Consider the following 18,810-nt stretch of genomic DNA (forward strand, 5'->3'; position numbering starts at 1 on the left):
AAAATCAGAAACAGAGATCAGAAACAGAGATCAGAACATGAGTGATTACAGTTTTGTCGATGGGTTGCGCGATCGCCGTCGCCGGTTAAGCGATCGAGTGTCGTTTCCGGTGGCCCTGTGGTCTGGGCAAGGGGCGGCGCGAAATTTTCCCGCCAATCGCTATCCTTTTCGGGCCAGTAGTCATTTTTTATATTTTGCGGGTCTGTCCCTTGAGCGGGCCGTGCTGCTGATCCTGGACGGGCGCTCCATTCTGTTTTGGGATCAGCCCACGGTTGATGATGCGTTGTGGCATGGGCCGGAACCCTCGCGGGCGGAATTGGCGGCCCAAATGGGGGTGGAGGATGCCTATCCCCTGGCGGAGCTGGCGAGCTATTTGGGCGATCGGGTGGCGGAGGTAGCCACCATTGCGGTGCAGTCGCCTGCGGCTCGGGCCGATCAGGAAACATTGCTGGGGCGATCACTTCCCCAACCGGCCCAGGCGAACGGCCCCGATGGGGCCCTGGTGGATGCGATCGTGGCGGTGCGATCGACCCAGGATCCGATAGCCCTAGGAGAGTTGCGGAGATCGGCGGCGATCGCGGTGGCTGCCCACCGGGCCGGCCTCGCGGCCACTCGCCAAGCCCCCACGGAAGCGGCCGTGCGGGCGGCCATCGAAGCCACTTTGATCGCCCAGGAGGCTTGCCCCGCCTACAACAGTATTGTCACCACCCGGGGCGAAGTGCTCCACAATGAGCGCTACCACCACCCCCTCACGCCGGGAGATTTGTTGTTGGTGGATGCGGGGGCTGAGGTGGCCAGCGGCTGGGCTTCCGACATTACCCGCACCTGGCCCGTATCGGGGCAGTTTTCCGCCACGCAGCGGGCAATTTATGAGGTGGTGTTGGCGGCCCATGATGCGGCGGTGGCGGCGGTGCGGCCGGGGGTGGAATACCGCGACATCCACCATAAGGCGGCTTGGGTGTTGGTGGAAGGCCTGGTGGACTTGGGCATTTTGCGGGGGCAACCGGCGCAGTTGGTCGATCGGGATGCCCATACGCTGTTTTTTCCCCATGGTGTGGGTCACCTGTTGGGGCTGGATGTGCATGACATGGAGGATCTGGGCGATCGCGCGGGTTATGCGCCCGATCGCCAACGCAGTGAGCGGTTTGGCTGGTGTTTCCTGCGGCTCGATCGCCCCTTGGAGGCGGGCATGGTGGTGACGATCGAACCCGGTTTTTATCAAGTGCCAGGCCTGCTGCAAGACCCCGCTCGGCGCGATCGCTATGACGACTGTGTTGATTGGGAACGGTTGGCCCAATTTGCCGATGTGCGCGGTATTCGGATTGAGGATGACGTGTTGGTCACGGCGACGGGGCCGGAGGTGCTCACGGCCGATTTGCCCACGGATCCCGACCAAATTTGCGCGCTGATCACTGGTGCTTAGCGGGTTCAAAAGTCAGCCTCAAGTCTGGCTCCTGGACTGAAGCGCCCGTCAGTCCAGGAGCCAGCCCCTAGCTAGACAGCAACAGAGACGGCATCGATCGCCCGCCACCATTGGGCAGCATGGGCGGTATGGGTCGATCGCCCAAATTACCCCGAATCAGAAATCGATCGGGCAAATCCGCCGCTGATTCTGCCTCCTCCAGCGCAGGCGGTGCAGGGGGCAACTCCACCACAAAGGTCGTGCCCTGATTGGGTTCCGACTCAAACCAAAGCCGCCCCCCATGCTGCTCCACAATGGTTTGATAGGCGATCGACAGGCCCAACCCCGTCCCCTGCCCGATCGGCTTCGTACTAAAGAAAGGATCCAAAATGCGATCGTGCACCGCTTCCGGAATGCCGAGGGCATTGTCTCGAATTCGAATCACCGCCCGCCCGCTGGCCGGATCCAGGGCCGTGACCAGCCAAATGGTGGGGCGTTCTTCCTTGGCTAACCATGGGGGCGACTCGATCGCCACCGTCAAAGCATCGATCGCATTTTCAATCAGCGCCGCCAACGCCTGATTCAGCGGGCCCGGATAGCAAGTGATGGCCGGCAGTGCTCCCCACTCATGAATGAGCTGAATTGAGTGGAGTTGATCACCGCTGCGCAAAGCATTCAGCCGCCCTTGAAACAACACCAAGGCACTATCCAAACTCTCGTTGAGGTTAATGCTCTTGACAATTGCCTCATCCAACCGCGAGAAAGCCCGCAGCGATCGAACAATCTTTTGGATTCGCTCCACGCCCGATCGCATCGATTGCAACATTCGTGGCCAATCCTCAGCAATGTAAGCAGGATCCACCTCTTCCACCAACGCTTCCACCTCGGCCGCAGGAGCCATCCCCGATCGCGCCCACTCCGCTTGGTAGACATTCACCAAATTCAACAAATCCTGGATATAGTGCCCCGCGTGGGCCAAATTGCCCGCAATGAAGGCCACCGGATTGTTCACCTCATGGGCCACCCCCGCCACCAACTGTTCCAGCCCCGCCAACCGTTCCGCCTGCACCAACTGGGCCTGCTGCCACTTCAGGGCCTGCAATGCCGCCTCCAATTGAGCCGCCTTATCCGCGAGCTTGTCCTCCGCTGCCTGTCGCCGCCGAATTTCCGCTTGGGCCTGTTCGTACAGTTCCGCCTGCAACACGGCCACGGCCAATTGATGGGACAACCGCTCCAACAAATGAATTTCGTTCGGATGCCACTGGCGCGGACTGTGGCAATGGTGAGCAATTAACAGACCCCAGAGCCGGCCATGGTCAGAGATGGGCAACACCAAATTAGCCCGCACTTGGAACCGACGCAGCAAATTGCGATGGCACTCGCTCAGGGGAGCCGTTTCAATGTCGCTGATGGCGCTAATGCGTCCCTGTTGGTAATCCTGGGCGCGGCTGACCTGAAAACAGGTGTCCTCGATCGTCACATCCAACGACGCATCCCAATCCTCGCCCACGGACTCGGCCACCACAATGCCGCTCCAGTCGGGGTTAAAGCGATAGACCACCACCCGATCGGTCTGCAGCAGTTGGCGCACCTCATTCACCGCCGTGCTCAACACCGCCGTCAAGTCCAGGTCTTGGCGAATGCGTTGGGTCACGCCGCTCAGGAGTTGTTCCTCTTGCAATTGCCGATTTTGGCGCTTGCGGGCTTCCACCGCTTCGGTCACATCCGTTTGCACGCCGATGTAGTGGGTCAAATGGCCCGCCGCATCATGCACGGGGCCGATCGAAAGGCGATTCCAAAAGGGCCGGCCATCCTTGCGGTAATTGAGCAACACCACCTCACAGGCCTCGCCCCGGCGAATGGCCTGGCTGAGTTGCTCCACCGCCACCGGATCCGTGTCAGGCCCCTGCATAAACCGACAGTTACGCCCCAACACCTCTTCCCGGCGGTAGCCTGTCATGGTCTCGAAGGCTTCGTTGCAATAGATCAGGGGGCGATCGGGCCGGCTCATATCGGCGATCGCAATGCCACAACTAGCCGAAGCCATCGCCCGTTCATACAACTCCAGGGTCACTGGCAATAACCCTGGACTCGCTTGATTTTCCATAAGCCTCCAAGCTTCAGGATCTGACTCGTCCTCTGATTGGTTTGTGGTTTGCCATCCGGCCAAACATTCAGAAACATTCAACAGCGCTGTTGAATCTTCAGACACCCTCTCGGATGACTGGGCATTCATGGTGTTTTCCGCCGCACCCTGCAACGACAAACAGCGTTCAAGGTCGATCCCTGGTGGATCCCGAATCCTTCATTGTTCCGGGCCAGTCCATGGTGATCAAGAGCTTGGTTAAAAAATTTCGCGATTCACCCGATTCAAATGCTGTTGATTAGGATTGATTTTTGCTGAATTTTATTTCCCTAATCTCATTCTAGAAGTGATTTCAGGAATTGATTGGGTCGGCGGCGGCTACCGGCCACGGAGCGATGGGAGCAGTGGGAGCCATGGGAGCATTGCGGGGACGTTGCGGGAGCATGACAGGGACGTTAATCGATCGCACGAGACAGACTAAGGCAGACGGATTATTGTTGGCTGTTATTGTGGTTTTCGATTGATGTTGTGGTGTCTGGTGGCGATTCATGCCTAACCTGTTTTGGCCTCGGAAATGGACAAGGGCGATCGCTCCGGCTCGATCACCCCAGTTGCGTCAGTCGTTGGGGGCGATCGGGCTGGTGGCCAGCTTGCTGGTGGGGGGCTGTGGCGGCGGCGCATCCACCAACTCCGCCAACCGTCCCAGCGCCAGCGGCCCAGCGGATAAAACCCTGAAGTTGCTCTATTGGCAAGCCCCCACCATTTTGAATCCCCACCTGGCCACAGGAAATAAGGATTTTGACGGGGCGCGCGTGGTCTATGAACCCCTCGCCAGCTACGACAAAACGGGCAAATTGGTTTTGTTTTTGGCGGCAGAAGAACCCACCCTGGCCAACGGTGGTGTGGCCAAGGACGGGCGATCGGTCACTTGGAAGCTGAAATCCGGCGTGAAGTGGGCCGATGGCAAACCCTTCACCGCTGAGGATGTGGTCTTTACCTATGAGTTTTTGAGCGATCCTAAAACCGGCGCGGCCACCCTCACGGACTACGCCATGGTGAAATCGGTGCGGGCGATCGATCCGCAAACGGTGCGGATTGAATTCACAGCGCCCACGGCCAGTTGGTCTCAGCCCTTCACTGGCTACAACGGCATGATTTTGCCCAAACACATTTTTCAGGACTATGTGGGAGCCAGGGCCAAGGAAGCACCGGCCAACCTGAAGCCGATCGGGACGGGCCCCTATCAAGTGGAGTCCTTCAAGCCGGGTGATTCGATCGTCTACAAACCGAACCCCAACTACCGCGATCGGGCTAGCCTCGCCTTCGAGCAGGTGGAAATTAAAGGCGGCGGCGATGCCACCTCGGCCGCCCGGGCCGTGCTGCAAACCGGCGATGCCGACTATGCCTACAATCCGCAGGTGGAAGCGCCGATTTTGAGGCAACTGGAAAGCGGCGGCAAGGGCAAACTGCTGGCCGTGACCGGGGCCCAATCGGAGCGGATTCACTTTAACTTCACTGACCCCAACCGGGCCACTGCCGACGGGGAGCGATCGAGCGTGCAGTTTCCCCACCCCTTCTTCACGGATAAAACCGTGCGCCAGGCCTTTGCCCTCGCGGTTGATCGCGCCACCATTGCCCAGCAGCTCTATGGCCCCACCGGCAATCCCACAGCCAATCTGATCATCGCTCCCCAGCAGTTTGCCTCACCCAACAACCAAGTGGAATTCAACCTGCAAAAAGCAGCCCAACTGTTGGATCAAGCGGGTTGGAAAGACACCAACGGCAACCAAATTCGCGACAAAAACGGTGTGGAAATGCGGGTGCTGTTTGTCACTTCGGTGAATCCCCTGCGCCAGAAAACCCAGGAGATTGTGAAGCAAGCTTGGGAGTCGATCGGGATTGGCGTGGAACTGAAGTCCGTGGATGCCGGAGCCTTCTTCTCCGGCGACCCGGCCAACGCCGACACCGTAAACCGCTTCCAAGCCGATTTGCAGCTCTACACCACCGGCAACACCTCCCCGGATCCCAGCGCACACCTGAAATGGTGGACTTGCGCCGAAATTGCCAGCAAAGCCAACGACTGGAACCGGAATAACTACACCCGCTATTGCAACTCAGCCTATGACCAAGCTTGGGCCAAAGCCGACCAGGAATTGGATCCGATCAAACGGCAGGCGGCCATGATTGCCCTCAATGACCAACTGATTCAGGATGTGGCCCTGATTCCCCTCATTGCCCGGGCCAAAGTGGGAGCCGTCAGCGATCGATTGCAGGGCGTGGATCTCACCCCTTGGGACAGCGACACCTGGAACATCGCCACCTGGAAGCGTCCCTAACCCTCCATCCATCAATCGGGTTCAGAAACCGCCGAGTTTCTCGCCCTTGCGTTAACGGGGGCCCTTCATGGTATGGTTATTGCGACCTGGATCCGCGCAATCCCAACGCCCGAACCGTGTCAGAGCCGGAAGGCAGCAGCACTAAGGGATGCTTGAGATAGGCGCGGTCTCCGGGTCTCTTTTTTTGTTGATTGCTTTTGTTGATTGCTTCTGTTTATTGCTTCTACTTATTTTTTGTTCGTATTCAATCTTGTAAAGTACCCCGGTCGATCGCGGGATGGATCGCCGGATATATCTCGGGATATATCTCGGGACGCATTGCGGGATAAGTCGCGGGACACATCACGGGACACATCGCGGGATACATAAATCAACGGGCGAATTTCCTGAGTTGTTGATGAATCCAACAACCACAGACCTGAATTGCATAGGATTGAAGTATTCAGCCTGTTGAACTGAAATCGAGACAGTCCTAGCGAAGGCTGAGGTACTGGTTTTGGCAGCCGATCGATCGGGAACGTCTCAGCGGCAGCCCAGTTCAATCACCAGGGTCAGGGCGCGGGGATTCGCGATCGCACAGCCACTAGGAGCGTAATTAACAATGATGGAGCGGCATCATGGGGCCAGGCAGGCGGCCCAACAGGCCTTCTTAGAGGCCCTCGAACGCCTACGGGAAAATCTGACCGATCCTGAAGATGCGGCCGCCCTTGACACGGTGGAACCCGAAGCAGCCCCCAGCCCCCAGGCCGCAACCGAAACCGCACCTCCCGCCAACCAGGAAATTACCCTGGAGGATTTAGAAGCGGCGATCGAGGACATTGAGCGCTATATGGGCAGCCAGTACCCACAGGACGAAGACCCCCAGGCTCCCGTAAATCCTGAAGATCCCGAAAATTCCGAGAATCCCGAAAGCTCTGAAAATTCCAAGGTGGCACAGGGTGAGGCAAGCAACCCCGATCGCCCCTTGGATCAAGGGATGGAACCAGCGGCCGAAACACCCGATCCCGCAGACTCAAACGCGCTATGGGCAGAAATTCTGTTGGGACTGGAGCAAAAGACCGCTCCTCCGCCACCGCCTGCGCCCCCCGATCGGCGGCGCTCAGGGGAAACCCATTGAGTGGTTCCCTCAACGATTAGTGAGCCTTTAGCCGCGCCGCCCCTCTGCGATGCCCTCGATCGCCTCAAAGTAGTCTGCGGCCTCTTGCCACACTTCCCGAAATGACATGGCTCCCGATCGCTCGTTGGGCGACACAAGATGTTCCCATTCGGCAATGTAGCTGGTCACTAAATCCACCATCGGTTCACTGATGCTGCTGGTGGGCATTCCCGCTCCGGCAAACCGATAGACCTGATCGGTGGAAAAAGATTGCAGTTGAAACCCTCCCGGCTGGGTGATGGCTTGGTAGGGGCCAATTTGCACGGACGTTTGCGGTGACGGGGCGGGCTGTTCGATCGTCATGGTTCCAAGCAATGGGGAATTGGGGGGCAATGGGAGGCGATCGGCTTGGGCATCGATCTCATTGGATTTCAATCAATCCATTCAGGCCAAGCAAACTAAGTAAGTCGGGACGATTAATCGAGATCAAGCCAACGCGATCGACCCAAAGCAATCGATTTTGATTAACCGATCTAGAGCAATCAAGCCAACGCGATCGACCCAAAGCAATCCAGATCAATTCAGGGTGATCGATCCAGAGCGATCGGGCGATCGCGGTTCTAAACCCTGGCCGCAGCCGGGTTGCCGACATTGCTGGCTTGACGCATTTGTCGATCCTCGGGGTAATCCTTGTCGGGAATTGGGACGTAGGAACGAACAATTTTGCGGAATTCATCCCCTTCGATCATTTCTTCGTCGAGCAGTTGATCAACCAATCGATCGACCAGTTCTCGATGCTCACGGAGGATCTGACAGGCCTTTTCGTAGCAGTTGACGGCAATTTCCCGCACGGCGCGATCGATTTTGGCGGCCACCTCTTCGGAATATTCCGGCTGCGACATCCAACCTCGTCCCAAAAACACCTCGCCCGATTGGCTTTCCAGGGCCAACGTACCCAGATCAGACATGCCATAGCGAGTGACCATTTCGCGGGCCAAGGTGCTGACCACCTTCAGATCGTTGCTGGCTCCGACGGTGATTTCGGAATCGCCAAACACTTCCTGCTCGGCCGCCCGTCCCCCCAGGGTCATCACAATTCGATCGAGAATCCAAGCACGGGTATAGAGACCGCTATCCACCATTTCTTCATTGAAAACCTGTTGGGCAAACCCACCAATGCCGCCCGATCGGGGAACGATCGTTACCTTATTCAACGGGTCAGAATGCTTCAGCAGCGTCATCAACAGGGCGTGGCCCACCTCGTGATAGGCAATCAAGCGTTTTTTCTTGCTATCCAACAGGGGAGCCAACTTCAGGCCAATGGTGATCCGGTCGATCGCGTCGTCAATTTCCTCCAGGCTGATGGCCGGCTTCCGTCGCCGGGCCGTCAAAATCGCCGCCTCGTTGAGCAAATTCGCCAAATCGGCCCCCGCAAAACCGGGAGTGCGCCGGGCGATCGCCTCGATCGACACGCCTTCTTCAACCTTTTTGGTGCGGGCATGGACTTGCAAAATTGCCAGCCGACCCGTGTAACTGGGCAAATCAACGGTAATTTGGCGATCGAACCGGCCTGGCCGCATCAGGGCCGAGTCCAGCACATCGGGGCGGTTCGTGGCGGCAATAATAATCACCCCCGAGTTGCCCTCAAACCCATCCATCTCAGTCAGCAGTTGGTTGAGGGTTTGTTCCCGTTCATCGTTGCCGCCGCCAATGCCCGCGCCCCGTTGGCGACCCACCGCATCAATTTCATCAATGAACACAATGCAAGGGGCGCTCTCCTTTGCCTTGCGGAACAAGTCCCGCACCCGAGACGCGCCCACCCCCACGAACATTTCCACAAATTCCGAACCGGACATGCTGAAAAAGGGCACGCCCGCTTCTCCGGCGATCGCCTTGGCCAAAAGGGTTTTGCCCGTTCCCGGCGGCCCCACCAACAACACCCCGCGCGGAATTTTGGCCCCCACAGCCGTGAAGCGTTCCGGCTGCTTCAGGAAAGTCACCACTTCCTGTAGCTCCTCCTTGGCTTCCTCCACCCCGGCCACGTCATCAAAGGTCACGCCGGTTTTGGCTTCCATCTGAAACTTGGCGCGGGATTTGCCAAAGTTCATGGCCTGGCCCGAAGCGTTGGCCGTGCGGCGCACAATGTTCACCAGTAGGGCAATCACCAACCCCACAAACAGCAAATTGGCAATGAGACTGAGGGCTGCGGTGCGATCGACCGACTCTTGCACCGAGAGTTCCACCCCCTTCGCCCGGGCAATTTCGATCAATTCCGGGTTGCGCTCAAACAGGGTCACTTCGTAGGGCGAGCTGGCGCGACCATTTTGATCCAAAAAGACCCGGGCCAGTTGTTCTGCGGGAAATAGATCAATTCGCTTGACCTGACCCGCCTCCAACTTTTCCATCAGATCGCCATAGGTGAGGGTGCGGCCGCGGCGCTGGTTGGCAGGCTGATTGGCCGGTTGGTTGGCGGATGAGCCCGTTGTGGAAGTCGCTTCCGAAGAAGAGCGATCGTTATGTTGGCCTTGGGCCAGTTGACCTTGGGCTAAGGCGGGCGCGGTCACCGTCAACAGGTTAAACAGCAGCAGGGCCGAGGCGATCGCCCGTCGCCGACGATGGCGCGATCGGGTGGGTAGGATCCATGAACCGGGATGCCCCCCACCGGTTCGATCGGCCTGCGATCGGTTAGCGGTGTGGTGCGATGATTCCGAGGGAGATCCCATTCCAAAAAAGCGCATCATGCTGAAAGCTGCTGGCGGTGTGGACTGTTTCTAGTCTAGCTTGCTCCGTCTAGGCCCTTGGCGGTTTGCACAGCCCGGTTCGATCTCTGGGTCAGTGTTTGATCGGTGTCTGATCGGTGTCTGATCGGCGGATCGGGGCAATCTGCGATCGGCGCAAGCGTTCGATCGGGCCAAACGTTCGCAATCCCCAGACCTTTAGCGATCGCCCACCCGTTGGTCATCAACGGCCCCAAAAATCGCCTCAGGATGGACATAGTGCTTAAATTCCAGCAAATTGTGGAACGGATCGGCTAAAAATGCCGTGTAATGCTCCAATTGTTCCCCAGGAAACCGACGGCGCGGGGTCTGTTCAAAGGTGAGTTGTTTGGCCTCGGCTCGATCGATCAAGGCTTGCCAGTCGGCCAAGGCCGCAAACACCAACCCAAAATGGCGCGGATAGATCCCCTTTTGCGGTTGGCAGGCCCCAGGACTCACGTGGGCCACAATTTGGTTGCCATAGCAATTCAAAATCAGCGAGTTGGGCCCCTCGCGTCCAGCGGTGCAACCCAGCCCATCCATATAAAAGGCTTTGGTTTGGGCCAGGTCGGCCACCGGAAAGGCTAAGTGAAACAGGGCGATCGCCCGGGAATTTTCGGAACCGAAGGGTTGACCCGTGGGAGTTACTTCCAAATTTGTGGGAGTAGCTGCAGCCCCGGTTGCCGAAGTTATCGCTGTTGAAGTGATCATGATGAGAACGGTTTAGAGAAATTGCCAAAGTCAGAGGGAGCCACCATCCACCTGATAGCATGACAGAAGAAGTCTGAAGGAAAAGGCTGCCGTGGATTTCAGCGCGATCGCAACGCCCATTACCCAGCAAACGACCCAACACCCTTGGCTCACGGCCGCGGTGCTGAACACACTGCTGCTCACCCTAGTGGCGATCGCCCCCAAAAAACTGCTCACGCCGGCCGGCATTGTCCATGCTTGGATTTTGGGTGTGTTGGTGTGGGGCTGCATGGGCTGGCCGGGCTATGCCGTGGTGGGGTTCTACTTTTTGGCGGGGTCGGCCGTCACTCGGGTGGGTTTGGCCCGCAAGGAAGCCGCTGGCATTGCCGAGAAACGATCGGGCGCAAGGGGCCCGGAAAACGTTTGGGGATCGGCCCTTGGTGGGGCCCTCTGTGCCGGGGCGATCGGGCTGTTGTCCTTAGCTGCTGACCAGGCGATCGCCCAAACCTGGATCCCCCTTCTCAGTTTGGCCTATGCCGCCAGCTTCAGCGCCAAACTCTCCGACACCTGCGCCAGCGAAATTGGCAAAGCCTATGGCCGGCGAACCTTTTCGGTGATTTCCTTTCAGCCCGTGCCGCCGGGAACCGAAGGAGCCGTCAGCCTGGAAGGAACCCTAGCCGGTTTTGCCGCCTCGATCGCCCAAGCCCTTGTGGCCTGGGGTGTGGGCTTAATTTCTCCCTTCGGAATTTTGGGATGCGCGATCGCCGCATTCCTGGCTACAACAGTGGAAAGTATTGTGGGCGCGACTTGGCAGGAGCAGCAACCGTGGTTAACAAACGAAGTCGTGAACGGTCTGCAAACCCTGCTGGCGGCCCTGCTGGCGATCGCGATCGGGTGGCCGGCGATCAGCCCGATCAGCCCCTAGACTCGCCCGCCAACCCCAACTCCCGCAGCCTTGGGGCCACGGCCCAAGCCGCGATCGAAAAGCATTGGGCCAAGGCCGGTCGCCACGAAGCCGCCGTCCTCAAAGACCAGGATCCCGAAGAGCTACACCAAATGCGCGTGGCCCTGCGACGGCTGCGATCGGCCATTGTGGGTTTTGCCGTGGCCATTGACCTGCCCAAACGAGCCAGCGAGCGGGCCGTGGGGCAAGTGGCCAGAATTTTGGGAGAACTGCGCGATTTGGACGTAATGGACGAAGCCTTGCGCGATCGCTACCTGCAAAACCTGCCCCCGGAAGAACAGCCCCTTTTGCAAACGGTTCGCGAAGAGCTGGCCGGCCAACGCCAAAAAGCCTTCGGTCGCGTCAGCAAAACCCTGCAAAAACGCGAATGGCCCGCCATCAACACAGCGCTGGGGCGTTGGATTGCCCAACCGCGCTTGCGACCCGCCGCCGATTGGCCCGCCGTGGTGGTGGTTCCCGACCTGCTGTTACCGGTTTTGTCCCACTGGTTAATGCATCCCGGCTGGTTGGTGCAAACCGAAGGGCGATCGGTCACGGATCTTTCGCTGTTGGAGTGGGCGGTGATCCATGACCTGCGCAAGGTGGCCAAGCGGGTGCGCTACCAAATGGCCCTTTTTACCGATTTCTATGGCAGTGACTACGAGCAATTGCTCGACACCATTGGCGATATCCAAACCGTGTTGGGCGATTTGCAAGATATCGCTGTGCTGGAAAACTTTTTGGTGAAAACGATCGGGATTCAGTGGGCCACTGATGCGCCCGTTTGGGCTGGCTTGCTGGAACAACAGCGCGATCGGGCCTGGGAAAACTGGCTGAAGCTCCAGGAGCAGTTCGATCGCCCCAATCAACGGGAGCGGATCCGAGACGTGGTAAACCGCCCCCGCCTCAACTCCTAACCATTGGCTGACTGTCTTAGTCGTTTCAAGCCTTAAAGGACATTGATCCCTTAAGCTGTGCCATCCTCGCCCAGACCATACCAACCTTGGAGATAGGTTTGCAGCATGGTGGCGGCCGTCGTGCGGCTGGGGGCCCGATCGGGCACAGACCACCACCCCCAGGCTCGATCGGGCGATCGCCAAAAAGCCTGATGGGCCAAGGGGGGATCAGCCCAAAACTGCGCCCGCCCGGGCCCCAACCAAGCGGAACTGCGGTGCGTCCATTGATCGTGGCTGAACCGATAAATCGGCAGTCCCCCCGGCAGCGCCACCCCCCAACCATCCCAGGCAAACACCGCCCGCACTCGCCCACCGCGCCGCTGCCAAGCCTGGGCGGCTCCCAAGGCTGCCACCACGCCTGCACTGAAGCCAATTAGCCCGATCGCCCGTTGGGGATCGATCGCCCGCAGCGCCTCCAGCACCCGATCGCCCTGATAGGTGGCCTCCCAAATCACCAAGGGCTGGGGCCAGGCGGGTTTCCAGGTGGCTGCTAAAAACTGTTCCGTCGCCGATCGATCCGCAAAGCCGGGACAAATGCAACAAATCGGCATGGCGGCCTGGGTGTGTTGGGGCTGAGGTCTGGACGCTTGAGCCTCGCAAGTCAGTGGAGCGTCATTTTGAGGGCCATGGAGTTGAAAATCAGGGGCTTGGCCGATTCCATTGCAACAATTGCCAGCGCCCCAAGCATTTGCATACTTATTTGAATTTTTCATGGAGATTGTTATCCCATTTCCCATTAATGTTTGCGTTTAATGATCAAGCATTACAAAAAGACCAGGAATCTGTTCAAGATCTCCAAAGAAACTTGTCTTCTTCTCAAGAATTTCCCTCAACTGGTTCCGATTGACCAACTGAAATCTGATTCCGCTTTCATAATAGAAATGAATCCCCCCACGAGGCATTTGTTGTGGCTGCGTCTTCCCAAAAGGCTGAAGGTCAATCCCCCCTGATGGCAACCCAAATCAGCGCGATCGACCCATCAGAAGTCGAAATCGGGCCCGGCGACGATCGGGTAGCCGTTTTGCTGATGGGCTATGGCGAAGTGGAATCCTATGCGGATTTTGCCAATTACAACGAACAGGCTTTGAACCTGTTGACGGCCAAGTTTGCTCCAGTTCCCCAGTGGGTTTATCCACCCCTGGCGAAATTATTGGCGGCCTTTGATTTGCATGAGTGGAGTCACCAACATGGTCAATTTATTTCTCCCCACAATGCAATTTTTGAGCGCCAACGATCGGGCATTGAGCAAGCACTCCAGCAACGTTGGGGCGATCGAGTCTCGGTGTTTAAGGCGTTTAACTTTTGTCGTCCCCATTTGCCCGAGCAAGTTTTGGCAGAAATTCGCGATCGGGGATTTAGCAAGTTACTGATTTATCCCTTGCTGGTAGTGGACTCTATTTTCACCAGTGGGATTGCCATTGAGCAGGTGAACCGGGCCTTGAGTCAGTTAACCGATGGCGACACCCATTGGGTGCGATCGATGCGCTATCTCCCGTCGTTTTATGACCAGGCTAGCTATATTCAACTGCTGGCAAAGTTGGTGAGCGAAAAAATTGATCGGGACTGGCGATCGCACTTTTTGCCATCGCAAATTGGGATTGTGCTGCTAAATCATGGTTGTCCCCATGAAGCCAAGGGATTTGTGTCAGGAATTTCCGAAAGCCAAGCCCTGTATGAATCGGTGCGTCGGGAGCTGATCACTCGCTATCCCCTGATTTCGATCGGCTGGCTCAATCACGATACGCCCATGATCGATTGGACACAGCCCAATGCTCAATTGGCTGCTCGCAATTTAATTGAACTGGGAGCCAAGGCAATTTTGATGGCCCCGATCGGGTTTGCTACCGAAAACCATGAAACATTGCTGGATGTGGACCATATTTTCCTAGCGCTCCAGCGTCAATATCCTGAGGTGATTTATCAACAATTACCCTGCGTGAATGATCACCCTGAGTTTTTGACCATGGCAGCGGATTGGGTCGATCCTCTAATTACGGATTTATTGGCAGAAACCAGCGCTGTGATTCATTTCGCCGGGTTCGATCGCTCCAGCCTCGATTCCGAGCATCATCACCACCAAAGCCATAGCCATGATCACGGTCATGATCACGGTCATGATTATGGGGACAATCACAGTCATGATCATGGTGGCAACCACAGCCATCATCATGGCCATTCCCATGATCACGCTCATCATCAACATTCCCGTCATTAAGGTTTCAAATTCAGCGACAGTTGCAGAATTGAAGCGGGATGATTTGGTGTTGGAATTGGCTCGGGGCTGGTGGTTTGGGCTGGGCAATATTGTTTGTAATGACACTGATCACAATGGGTTCCGGGATTGGGTTCCCAGGCACGATCGGTTCGTAATCGCTGGGCCAAGTCTGCAATCACCGCCTGGGCTGCGATTAGCCGTTCTTCGGTGACGGGAATTCGCACCGATTCTCCGGGCCGCAAAAAAATGAGGTTGATGTATTTCAACTCTCGTTCCCATTGTTGATTGATGGCGATCGCGTAGAGGCCCACTTGCATTGTGAGCTGATCGAAATCTGGCTCCACAAATTGCCGCGAGGTTTTGTACTCAATTAGCTCAAGGGAATCTAAATCAAACCAATCGAGGCGATCGAGCCGACCCGTGAGGGCAAATTCCAAATCATTGATTTGTAATCGACCTTGAATTTTTGCCTCCGTGGCCAGGGGTTTGAGGAAGCGATCGCTCGGTTCAATCCAGTGATGGAAATAGCGCACCAAAATATCGTAGCCCTCAGCAATTTGGCGCTCCGTGAGGCCAGCGGTTTCCTGAGTCCAGCAAGCATCAATCCAACTGAGTCCTGGTTTTTGAGGATAGCTATAGTCCCAATCGCGGTAAATTCGCGTGAGTGCTCCATGGAGCGATCGCCCCAGGGCCGCGCCTCCAAAACCCGCCGTCGGAATTTTATATTCATAGCGAAATTGATATCGAGCGGGACAGGTTTGGTAGGTGGTTAATTTGGCCGGTGAGAGTCGATAGGACATTTGGCTTCAGAGGGCTTCAGAAAAACCGGGAATTTTTGACCGCAGGATCTATCACAGGATCTACCGCAGAATCTATAGACTAAAAAGAATTGGGAGCCGATGCTTAATTTCGGTTAGATTTGCTTAGATTTAAGGCATAGCTTCAATTTTAAGACCTCCAAAATGGCCATGGGAATGCGAGCGATCGGGTTAATGAGCGGCACCTCCGTTGATGGAATCGATGCGGCATTGGTGGAACTGTCGGGGACGGAAACGGACTTGGAGGTGAAGTTGCTCCGTTCCGAAACCTTTGACTATCCAGCGGCCTTGCGATCACAAATTTTGGCGGTTTGTGCCGGTGAATCCCTGTCCATGGCGGCCATGGCTCAGTTGGACGACGCGATCGCCCGGGAATTTGCGGCGGCCGCCAAAACAATCCAAACGGCCCAACCGGACTCACAACCCATTCGCTTCATCGGTTCCCACGGACAAACGGTGTTCCATCGCCCACCCCAAACGGCCGACGAACAACCCTTGGGCTACAGCTTGCAGTTGGGTCGCGGCAGCGCGATCGCCCACTGGAGCGGCATCACCACCGTCAGCAACTTTCGGGTGGGCGACTTGGCCATGGGGGGCCAGGGTGCGCCGTTAGTGCCTCGGGTGGATGCTTACCTGTTGGGGGATGAGCAGGAATGTCGCTGTGTGCAAAATATTGGCGGCATTGGCAATGTGACCTATCTCCCGGCTCGGCGGGGGTTTGCCAATTTGACGGCGTGGGAGGGGGCCGTCTGGGGTTGGGACACGGGGCCGGGCAATGTGTTGGTAGATTTGGCGGTGCAACACCTGACGGACGGGGCCCAAACCTTCGATCGCGATGGAGCCTGGGCGGCCCAAGGGCAAATTTCAGATTCCCTGGTGGCCCAGTGGCTGGCGGATCCCTTCTTTAGTCAGGAGCCACCCAAGTCCACGGGACGCGAGCACTTTGGCCCGGACTGGTTGGCCCGCAGTCGCCAAGCGGCGATCGCCCTGGGTCTGTCCGATGCCGATTGGTTAGCCAGCCTCACGGAACTGACGGCCCGTTCCATTGCCGACAGTTACCGCAACCACTTGCCCCAACTGCCCGATCGGGTCTTGGTCTGTGGGGGCGGCAGCCGCAATCGCACCCTCTGGGCCCGTTTGCAACAGCATTTGGGATCAATCCCGCTGGAAACCACGGATCAATGGGGACTCTGTGCCAGCAGCAAGGAGGCGATCGCCTTTGCGGTTTTGGGCTACTGGCGACTGCTCGATCGCCCCGGCAACCTGCCCGCCGCCACGGGAGCACGGCAATCCGTACCCCTCGGCGAGGTGTGGCCCGCCCCCAGCGCAGGGTAAACTCGATGGCAGGTTCGTAACAAAACATTTCAAATCTGAGTTTTCCCCTGGAGGCCCCACCCTTGGCAACCCCCACCGGATTCGGCAAGCCCAAAGCCCAACCCAAAGCAAAATCGAACGATCGCCGCGCCGCCGCCGCCAGTCAGCTTGATGAGATGCGATCGAAGGGAATGCCGGAATTTGAAGTTTACGTGCGGGTCAAAGACCAGAAACCCTGGTACCCGGTTGGGGCCTTGGCGGTGAACCGCAGTAATCAAATTAACCAGGCCATCTTTGCCAATGAAAATGACCTGCGCCAAGGGGCGTTCCGTCTTTTTCCGCGTCTGAAAAAACAGCAGGGCAATTTGGAATATGGCTATCGGATTAAGGCCTACAAGGACGATCCGATTACCCTTGCGGTTCAACCCACATCGGTTTTGCCTGGGCCACTCCAAGGGGCGATCGACCAAGTGCGGGAAGGTCTGGGCAGTTTGGTCAGTCGGTTCACGGCCCGCCGCTCCTAGATCCTCATTTCCTAGCCTATGGCACAGGTTCAAACCGGCCTCACGACCTGGGGCGATCGGGCAGTGACCACCACTGGGATTGCCCCCAGGATCGACCATCAACGCAATTTGGCTAAGATGGTGGCCTACAGAAGCATTGGACTCTTTCACCAGGAGAGCGATCGGCATGGCCCAACCCGTTCCGCCCGTCATTTTGGCCCCCGTTGAAGATTTGGATCGCGAACGCCAATGGCTGGAGCAGTCCCTCGCAAACCTCCTCGACTCGGAATATATTCCCGAGGCCGTGAACAGCCAAATTGCCCGCGTAGCCGCCAATGCCTATATTCGTCAACGCATGGAAGGCGAGGATGATATTGATGGCATTGCGATCGCGATTTTGACGGAAATGCAGGGGTTTGACTTTTCCAAGAGCTTTTTCAGTGAATTTGCGATCGCCAATGCGGTGAGTGAGCTACTGCTCGATCGGATGGGCATTGAACCCTGTTGTGGTCGCGGCCGCTTTGATCCGCCGGCCGCTGCTTAGGTGGCTGCTTGGGTATAAATGGGTTGCGACTCGGGCGTTGCTGCCAGCCGGCCGCAACCCTGAGCACCAGTCCACGGAAAAAACCAATCTTTCGATAGGATGGGAAGGCAGAAAGGTAACCGCCAAAGACCGCCCCACCCATGACCGCGAAAGTATTGGTTGAGAAGAAAAAGCTAAAGAATCCGCCCCTTGAGATCCACACCCTGGGCGATCGGGTGCTGCGTCGTCCGGCCAAGCGCGTGGCCAAAGTGGATGCTGAAGTGCGCAAAATCGCTGAAGACATGCTGAAAACCATGTACAGCGCTGACGGCATTGGCCTTGCGGCTCCCCAAGTGGCGATCGACAAGCAAATTATTGTGATTGACATCGAGCCAGACAAGGCCGATGTGGAACCCCTAATTTTGATTAACCCCGTGGTGAAGTCCGCAGGCGGCCCCCTGGAATGCGACCAAGAAGGTTGCCTCAGCATCCCGGGAGTCTATTTGGATGTGGAGCGCCCCACCCAAATTGAAGTGGCCTACAAAGATGAAACGGGCCGCCCTCGCACCCTCAAGGCCGATGGGCTTCTGGCCCGCGCCATTCAGCACGAAATGGACCACCTGAATGGGGTGATGTTTGTCGATCGGGTCGAAAACGAGCTGGCCTTGACCACAGCCCTCAAGGAAAAAGGCTTTGTCTATGGCGATGTGCGTCCTGTGCGCTAATGCGGAGGAGCTGCGCCAACCGATTTCACACCGTGGCCTAGCCCAGCAACCGAAGTTGCTGGGTTAGGGCCGAAATCCCCAAACCTGCGGGATCGAGAGGATATCAGCCAGGCCATTTCAAGAAAGCAGTTTCAAGAAAGCCATTTCAAGAAAGCCATTTCAAGAAGGCGATCTCAAGCCAGTTCAGGCCAATGCCGGCCCAGATTTTTCAGCAAAAATTCAGCAAAAATTCGGAGCAAATCAAAACCCATGCTGACTCCTAAGAGTGGCTTATTTTTGGCGATCGCCTGCGTTGCCGCGATCGCAGCGGTGGGCTGTGTATTTGAACTCACGTCCGGCGAACCGGAGTTGGGAACCGTCACCACGGGAACCATTCTGGGCTTGAGTATCCCTGTCACGATCGCCAGTTTCTTTGGGGCCATCAAAAACGCCCAGCAGGATTAGGGC

The 18,810-nt window shown here is 57.2% G+C and carries 17 protein-coding genes and 1 other RNA gene; 12 read left to right on the top strand and 6 right to left on the bottom strand.

Translation table 11 applies throughout. The annotated features are described in order from the left end of the window. Nucleotides 1-37: 37 nt before the first annotated feature. Nucleotides 38-1,423, top strand: coding sequence for an aminopeptidase P family protein (locus H6G52_RS08005; RefSeq protein ID WP_190527569.1), 1,386 nt, complete (start codon nucleotides 38-40; stop codon nucleotides 1,421-1,423). Between the two features lie 67 nt (nucleotides 1,424-1,490). Here H6G52_RS08005 and H6G52_RS08010 read toward each other — a convergent pair whose 3' ends face one another. Beyond that, nucleotides 1,491-3,509: a GAF domain-containing protein gene (locus H6G52_RS08010; protein ID WP_199312259.1), complete on the bottom strand. Its 2,019-nt coding sequence runs from the start codon at nucleotides 3,507-3,509 to the stop codon at nucleotides 1,491-1,493. Nucleotides 3,510-4,036: 527 nt separating this feature from the next. Here H6G52_RS08010 and H6G52_RS08015 point away from each other — a divergent pair. The 3 genes from H6G52_RS08015 (at nucleotide 4,037) to H6G52_RS08025 (ending at nucleotide 6,941) form a co-directional block, all read left to right on the top strand. Then, nucleotides 4,037-5,824: a peptide ABC transporter substrate-binding protein gene (locus H6G52_RS08015; protein WP_190527573.1), complete on the top strand. Its 1,788-nt coding sequence runs from the start codon at nucleotides 4,037-4,039 to the stop codon at nucleotides 5,822-5,824. 83 nt (nucleotides 5,825-5,907) lie between these two features. Beyond that, an RNA gene (gene ffs, locus H6G52_RS08020) (signal recognition particle sRNA small type) lies at nucleotides 5,908-6,004 on the top strand. A gap of 421 nt (nucleotides 6,005-6,425) precedes the next feature. Next, entirely contained in the window at nucleotides 6,426-6,941 is a 516-nt protein-coding gene (locus tag H6G52_RS08025; RefSeq protein ID WP_190527575.1) for a hypothetical protein, read from the top strand. Between the two features lie 27 nt (nucleotides 6,942-6,968). Here H6G52_RS08025 and H6G52_RS08030 read toward each other — a convergent pair whose 3' ends face one another. The 3 genes from H6G52_RS08030 to H6G52_RS08040 all read right to left on the bottom strand — a co-directional run bounded on the left by H6G52_RS08030 (nucleotide 6,969) and on the right by H6G52_RS08040 (nucleotide 10,330). After that, the gene (locus H6G52_RS08030) at nucleotides 6,969-7,283 is read right to left on the bottom strand and encodes a hypothetical protein (protein WP_190355230.1); all 315 of its coding nucleotides are present in this window, start codon (nucleotides 7,281-7,283) and stop codon (nucleotides 6,969-6,971) included. Between the two features lie 257 nt (nucleotides 7,284-7,540). Then, on the bottom strand, nucleotides 7,541-9,661 hold the full coding sequence (gene ftsH / locus H6G52_RS08035) for an ATP-dependent zinc metalloprotease FtsH (RefSeq protein ID WP_242026265.1): 2,121 nt from the start codon (nucleotides 9,659-9,661) through the stop codon (nucleotides 7,541-7,543). 195 nt (nucleotides 9,662-9,856) lie between these two features. Then, nucleotides 9,857-10,330 (bottom strand): VOC family protein, encoded by a 474-nt coding sequence (locus H6G52_RS08040; protein ID WP_242026266.1) that lies wholly within the window; start codon nucleotides 10,328-10,330, stop codon nucleotides 9,857-9,859. Nucleotides 10,331-10,505: 175 nt separating this feature from the next. On the opposite strand from H6G52_RS08040, the gene H6G52_RS08045 reads away from it, so the two are divergent. Together H6G52_RS08045 and H6G52_RS08050 are read left to right on the top strand one after the other, a co-directional pair. Further along, the gene (locus H6G52_RS08045; protein WP_190527659.1) at nucleotides 10,506-11,291 is read left to right on the top strand and encodes a TIGR00297 family protein; all 786 of its coding nucleotides are present in this window, start codon (nucleotides 10,506-10,508) and stop codon (nucleotides 11,289-11,291) included. Next, on the top strand, nucleotides 11,192-12,226 hold the full coding sequence (locus H6G52_RS08050) for a CHAD domain-containing protein (protein ID WP_190527579.1): 1,035 nt from the start codon (nucleotides 11,192-11,194) through the stop codon (nucleotides 12,224-12,226). The genes H6G52_RS08045 and H6G52_RS08050 overlap by 100 nt, the downstream gene beginning before the upstream one ends. A gap of 50 nt (nucleotides 12,227-12,276) precedes the next feature. Here H6G52_RS08050 and H6G52_RS08055 read toward each other — a convergent pair whose 3' ends face one another. Then, entirely contained in the window at nucleotides 12,277-12,816 is a 540-nt protein-coding gene (locus H6G52_RS08055; protein WP_190527581.1) for a hypothetical protein, read from the bottom strand. Between the two features lie 398 nt (nucleotides 12,817-13,214). Here H6G52_RS08055 and H6G52_RS08060 point away from each other — a divergent pair, with 398 nt between their 5' ends. Further along, the gene (locus tag H6G52_RS08060) at nucleotides 13,215-14,480 is read left to right on the top strand and encodes a ferrochelatase (RefSeq protein WP_242026278.1); all 1,266 of its coding nucleotides are present in this window, start codon (nucleotides 13,215-13,217) and stop codon (nucleotides 14,478-14,480) included. Here H6G52_RS08060 and H6G52_RS08065 read toward each other — a convergent pair. Beyond that, on the bottom strand, nucleotides 14,477-15,280 hold the full coding sequence (locus tag H6G52_RS08065; protein WP_190355234.1) for a PD-(D/E)XK nuclease family protein: 804 nt from the start codon (nucleotides 15,278-15,280) through the stop codon (nucleotides 14,477-14,479). The two genes, H6G52_RS08060 and H6G52_RS08065, sit on opposite strands and share 4 nt — an antisense overlap. A 162-nt stretch (nucleotides 15,281-15,442) precedes the next feature. On the opposite strand from H6G52_RS08065, the gene H6G52_RS08070 reads away from it, so the two are divergent. The 5 genes from H6G52_RS08070 (at nucleotide 15,443) to H6G52_RS08090 (ending at nucleotide 18,807) form a co-directional block, all read left to right on the top strand. Then, on the top strand, nucleotides 15,443-16,633 hold the full coding sequence (locus tag H6G52_RS08070; protein WP_242026267.1) for an anhydro-N-acetylmuramic acid kinase: 1,191 nt from the start codon (nucleotides 15,443-15,445) through the stop codon (nucleotides 16,631-16,633). A 62-nt stretch (nucleotides 16,634-16,695) separates the two neighbouring features. Continuing rightward, nucleotides 16,696-17,136: an HHL1-like protein gene (locus H6G52_RS08075; RefSeq protein WP_099532538.1), complete on the top strand. Its 441-nt coding sequence runs from the start codon at nucleotides 16,696-16,698 to the stop codon at nucleotides 17,134-17,136. Between the two features lie 166 nt (nucleotides 17,137-17,302). Further along, the gene (locus H6G52_RS08080; RefSeq protein ID WP_099532537.1) at nucleotides 17,303-17,659 is read left to right on the top strand and encodes a hypothetical protein; all 357 of its coding nucleotides are present in this window, start codon (nucleotides 17,303-17,305) and stop codon (nucleotides 17,657-17,659) included. Between the two features lie 140 nt (nucleotides 17,660-17,799). After that, complete coding sequence (gene def, locus H6G52_RS08085) at nucleotides 17,800-18,363, top strand: peptide deformylase (RefSeq protein WP_099532536.1); 564 nt, start codon at nucleotides 17,800-17,802, stop codon at nucleotides 18,361-18,363. 249 nt (nucleotides 18,364-18,612) lie between these two features. Beyond that, nucleotides 18,613-18,807, top strand: a complete 195-nt coding sequence (locus H6G52_RS08090) for a hypothetical protein (RefSeq protein ID WP_099532535.1) — start codon at nucleotides 18,613-18,615, stop codon at nucleotides 18,805-18,807. Nucleotides 18,808-18,810: the final 3 nt, after the last annotated feature.

The sequence above is a fragment of the Limnothrix sp. FACHB-881 genome, assembly GCF_014698135.1.
Classification (GTDB): Bacteria; Cyanobacteriota; Cyanobacteriia; order CACIAM-69d; family CACIAM-69d; genus CACIAM-69d.

Coding starts and splice junctions, on each gene's coding strand:
- H6G52_RS08070 (WP_242026267.1), top strand. CDS start 15,443: ATGGCCATGGGAATGCGAGCGATCGGGTTAATGAGCGGCACCTCCGTT.
- H6G52_RS08005 (WP_190527569.1), top strand. CDS start 38: ATGAGTGATTACAGTTTTGTCGATGGGTTGCGCGATCGCCGTCGCCGG.
- H6G52_RS08030 (WP_190355230.1), bottom strand. CDS start 7,283: ATGACGATCGAACAGCCCGCCCCGTCACCGCAAACGTCCGTGCAAATT.
- def (WP_099532536.1), top strand. CDS start 17,800: ATGACCGCGAAAGTATTGGTTGAGAAGAAAAAGCTAAAGAATCCGCCC.
- H6G52_RS08080 (WP_099532537.1), top strand. CDS start 17,303: ATGGCCCAACCCGTTCCGCCCGTCATTTTGGCCCCCGTTGAAGATTTG.
- H6G52_RS08090 (WP_099532535.1), top strand. CDS start 18,613: ATGCTGACTCCTAAGAGTGGCTTATTTTTGGCGATCGCCTGCGTTGCC.
- H6G52_RS08010 (WP_199312259.1), bottom strand. CDS start 3,509: ATGGAAAATCAAGCGAGTCCAGGGTTATTGCCAGTGACCCTGGAGTTG.
- H6G52_RS08060 (WP_242026278.1), top strand. CDS start 13,215: ATGGCAACCCAAATCAGCGCGATCGACCCATCAGAAGTCGAAATCGGG.
- ftsH (WP_242026265.1), bottom strand. CDS start 9,661: ATGATGCGCTTTTTTGGAATGGGATCTCCCTCGGAATCATCGCACCAC.
- H6G52_RS08015 (WP_190527573.1), top strand. CDS start 4,037: ATGCCTAACCTGTTTTGGCCTCGGAAATGGACAAGGGCGATCGCTCCG.
- H6G52_RS08065 (WP_190355234.1), bottom strand. CDS start 15,280: ATGTCCTATCGACTCTCACCGGCCAAATTAACCACCTACCAAACCTGT.
- H6G52_RS08055 (WP_190527581.1), bottom strand. CDS start 12,816: ATGCCGATTTGTTGCATTTGTCCCGGCTTTGCGGATCGATCGGCGACG.
- H6G52_RS08025 (WP_190527575.1), top strand. CDS start 6,426: ATGATGGAGCGGCATCATGGGGCCAGGCAGGCGGCCCAACAGGCCTTC.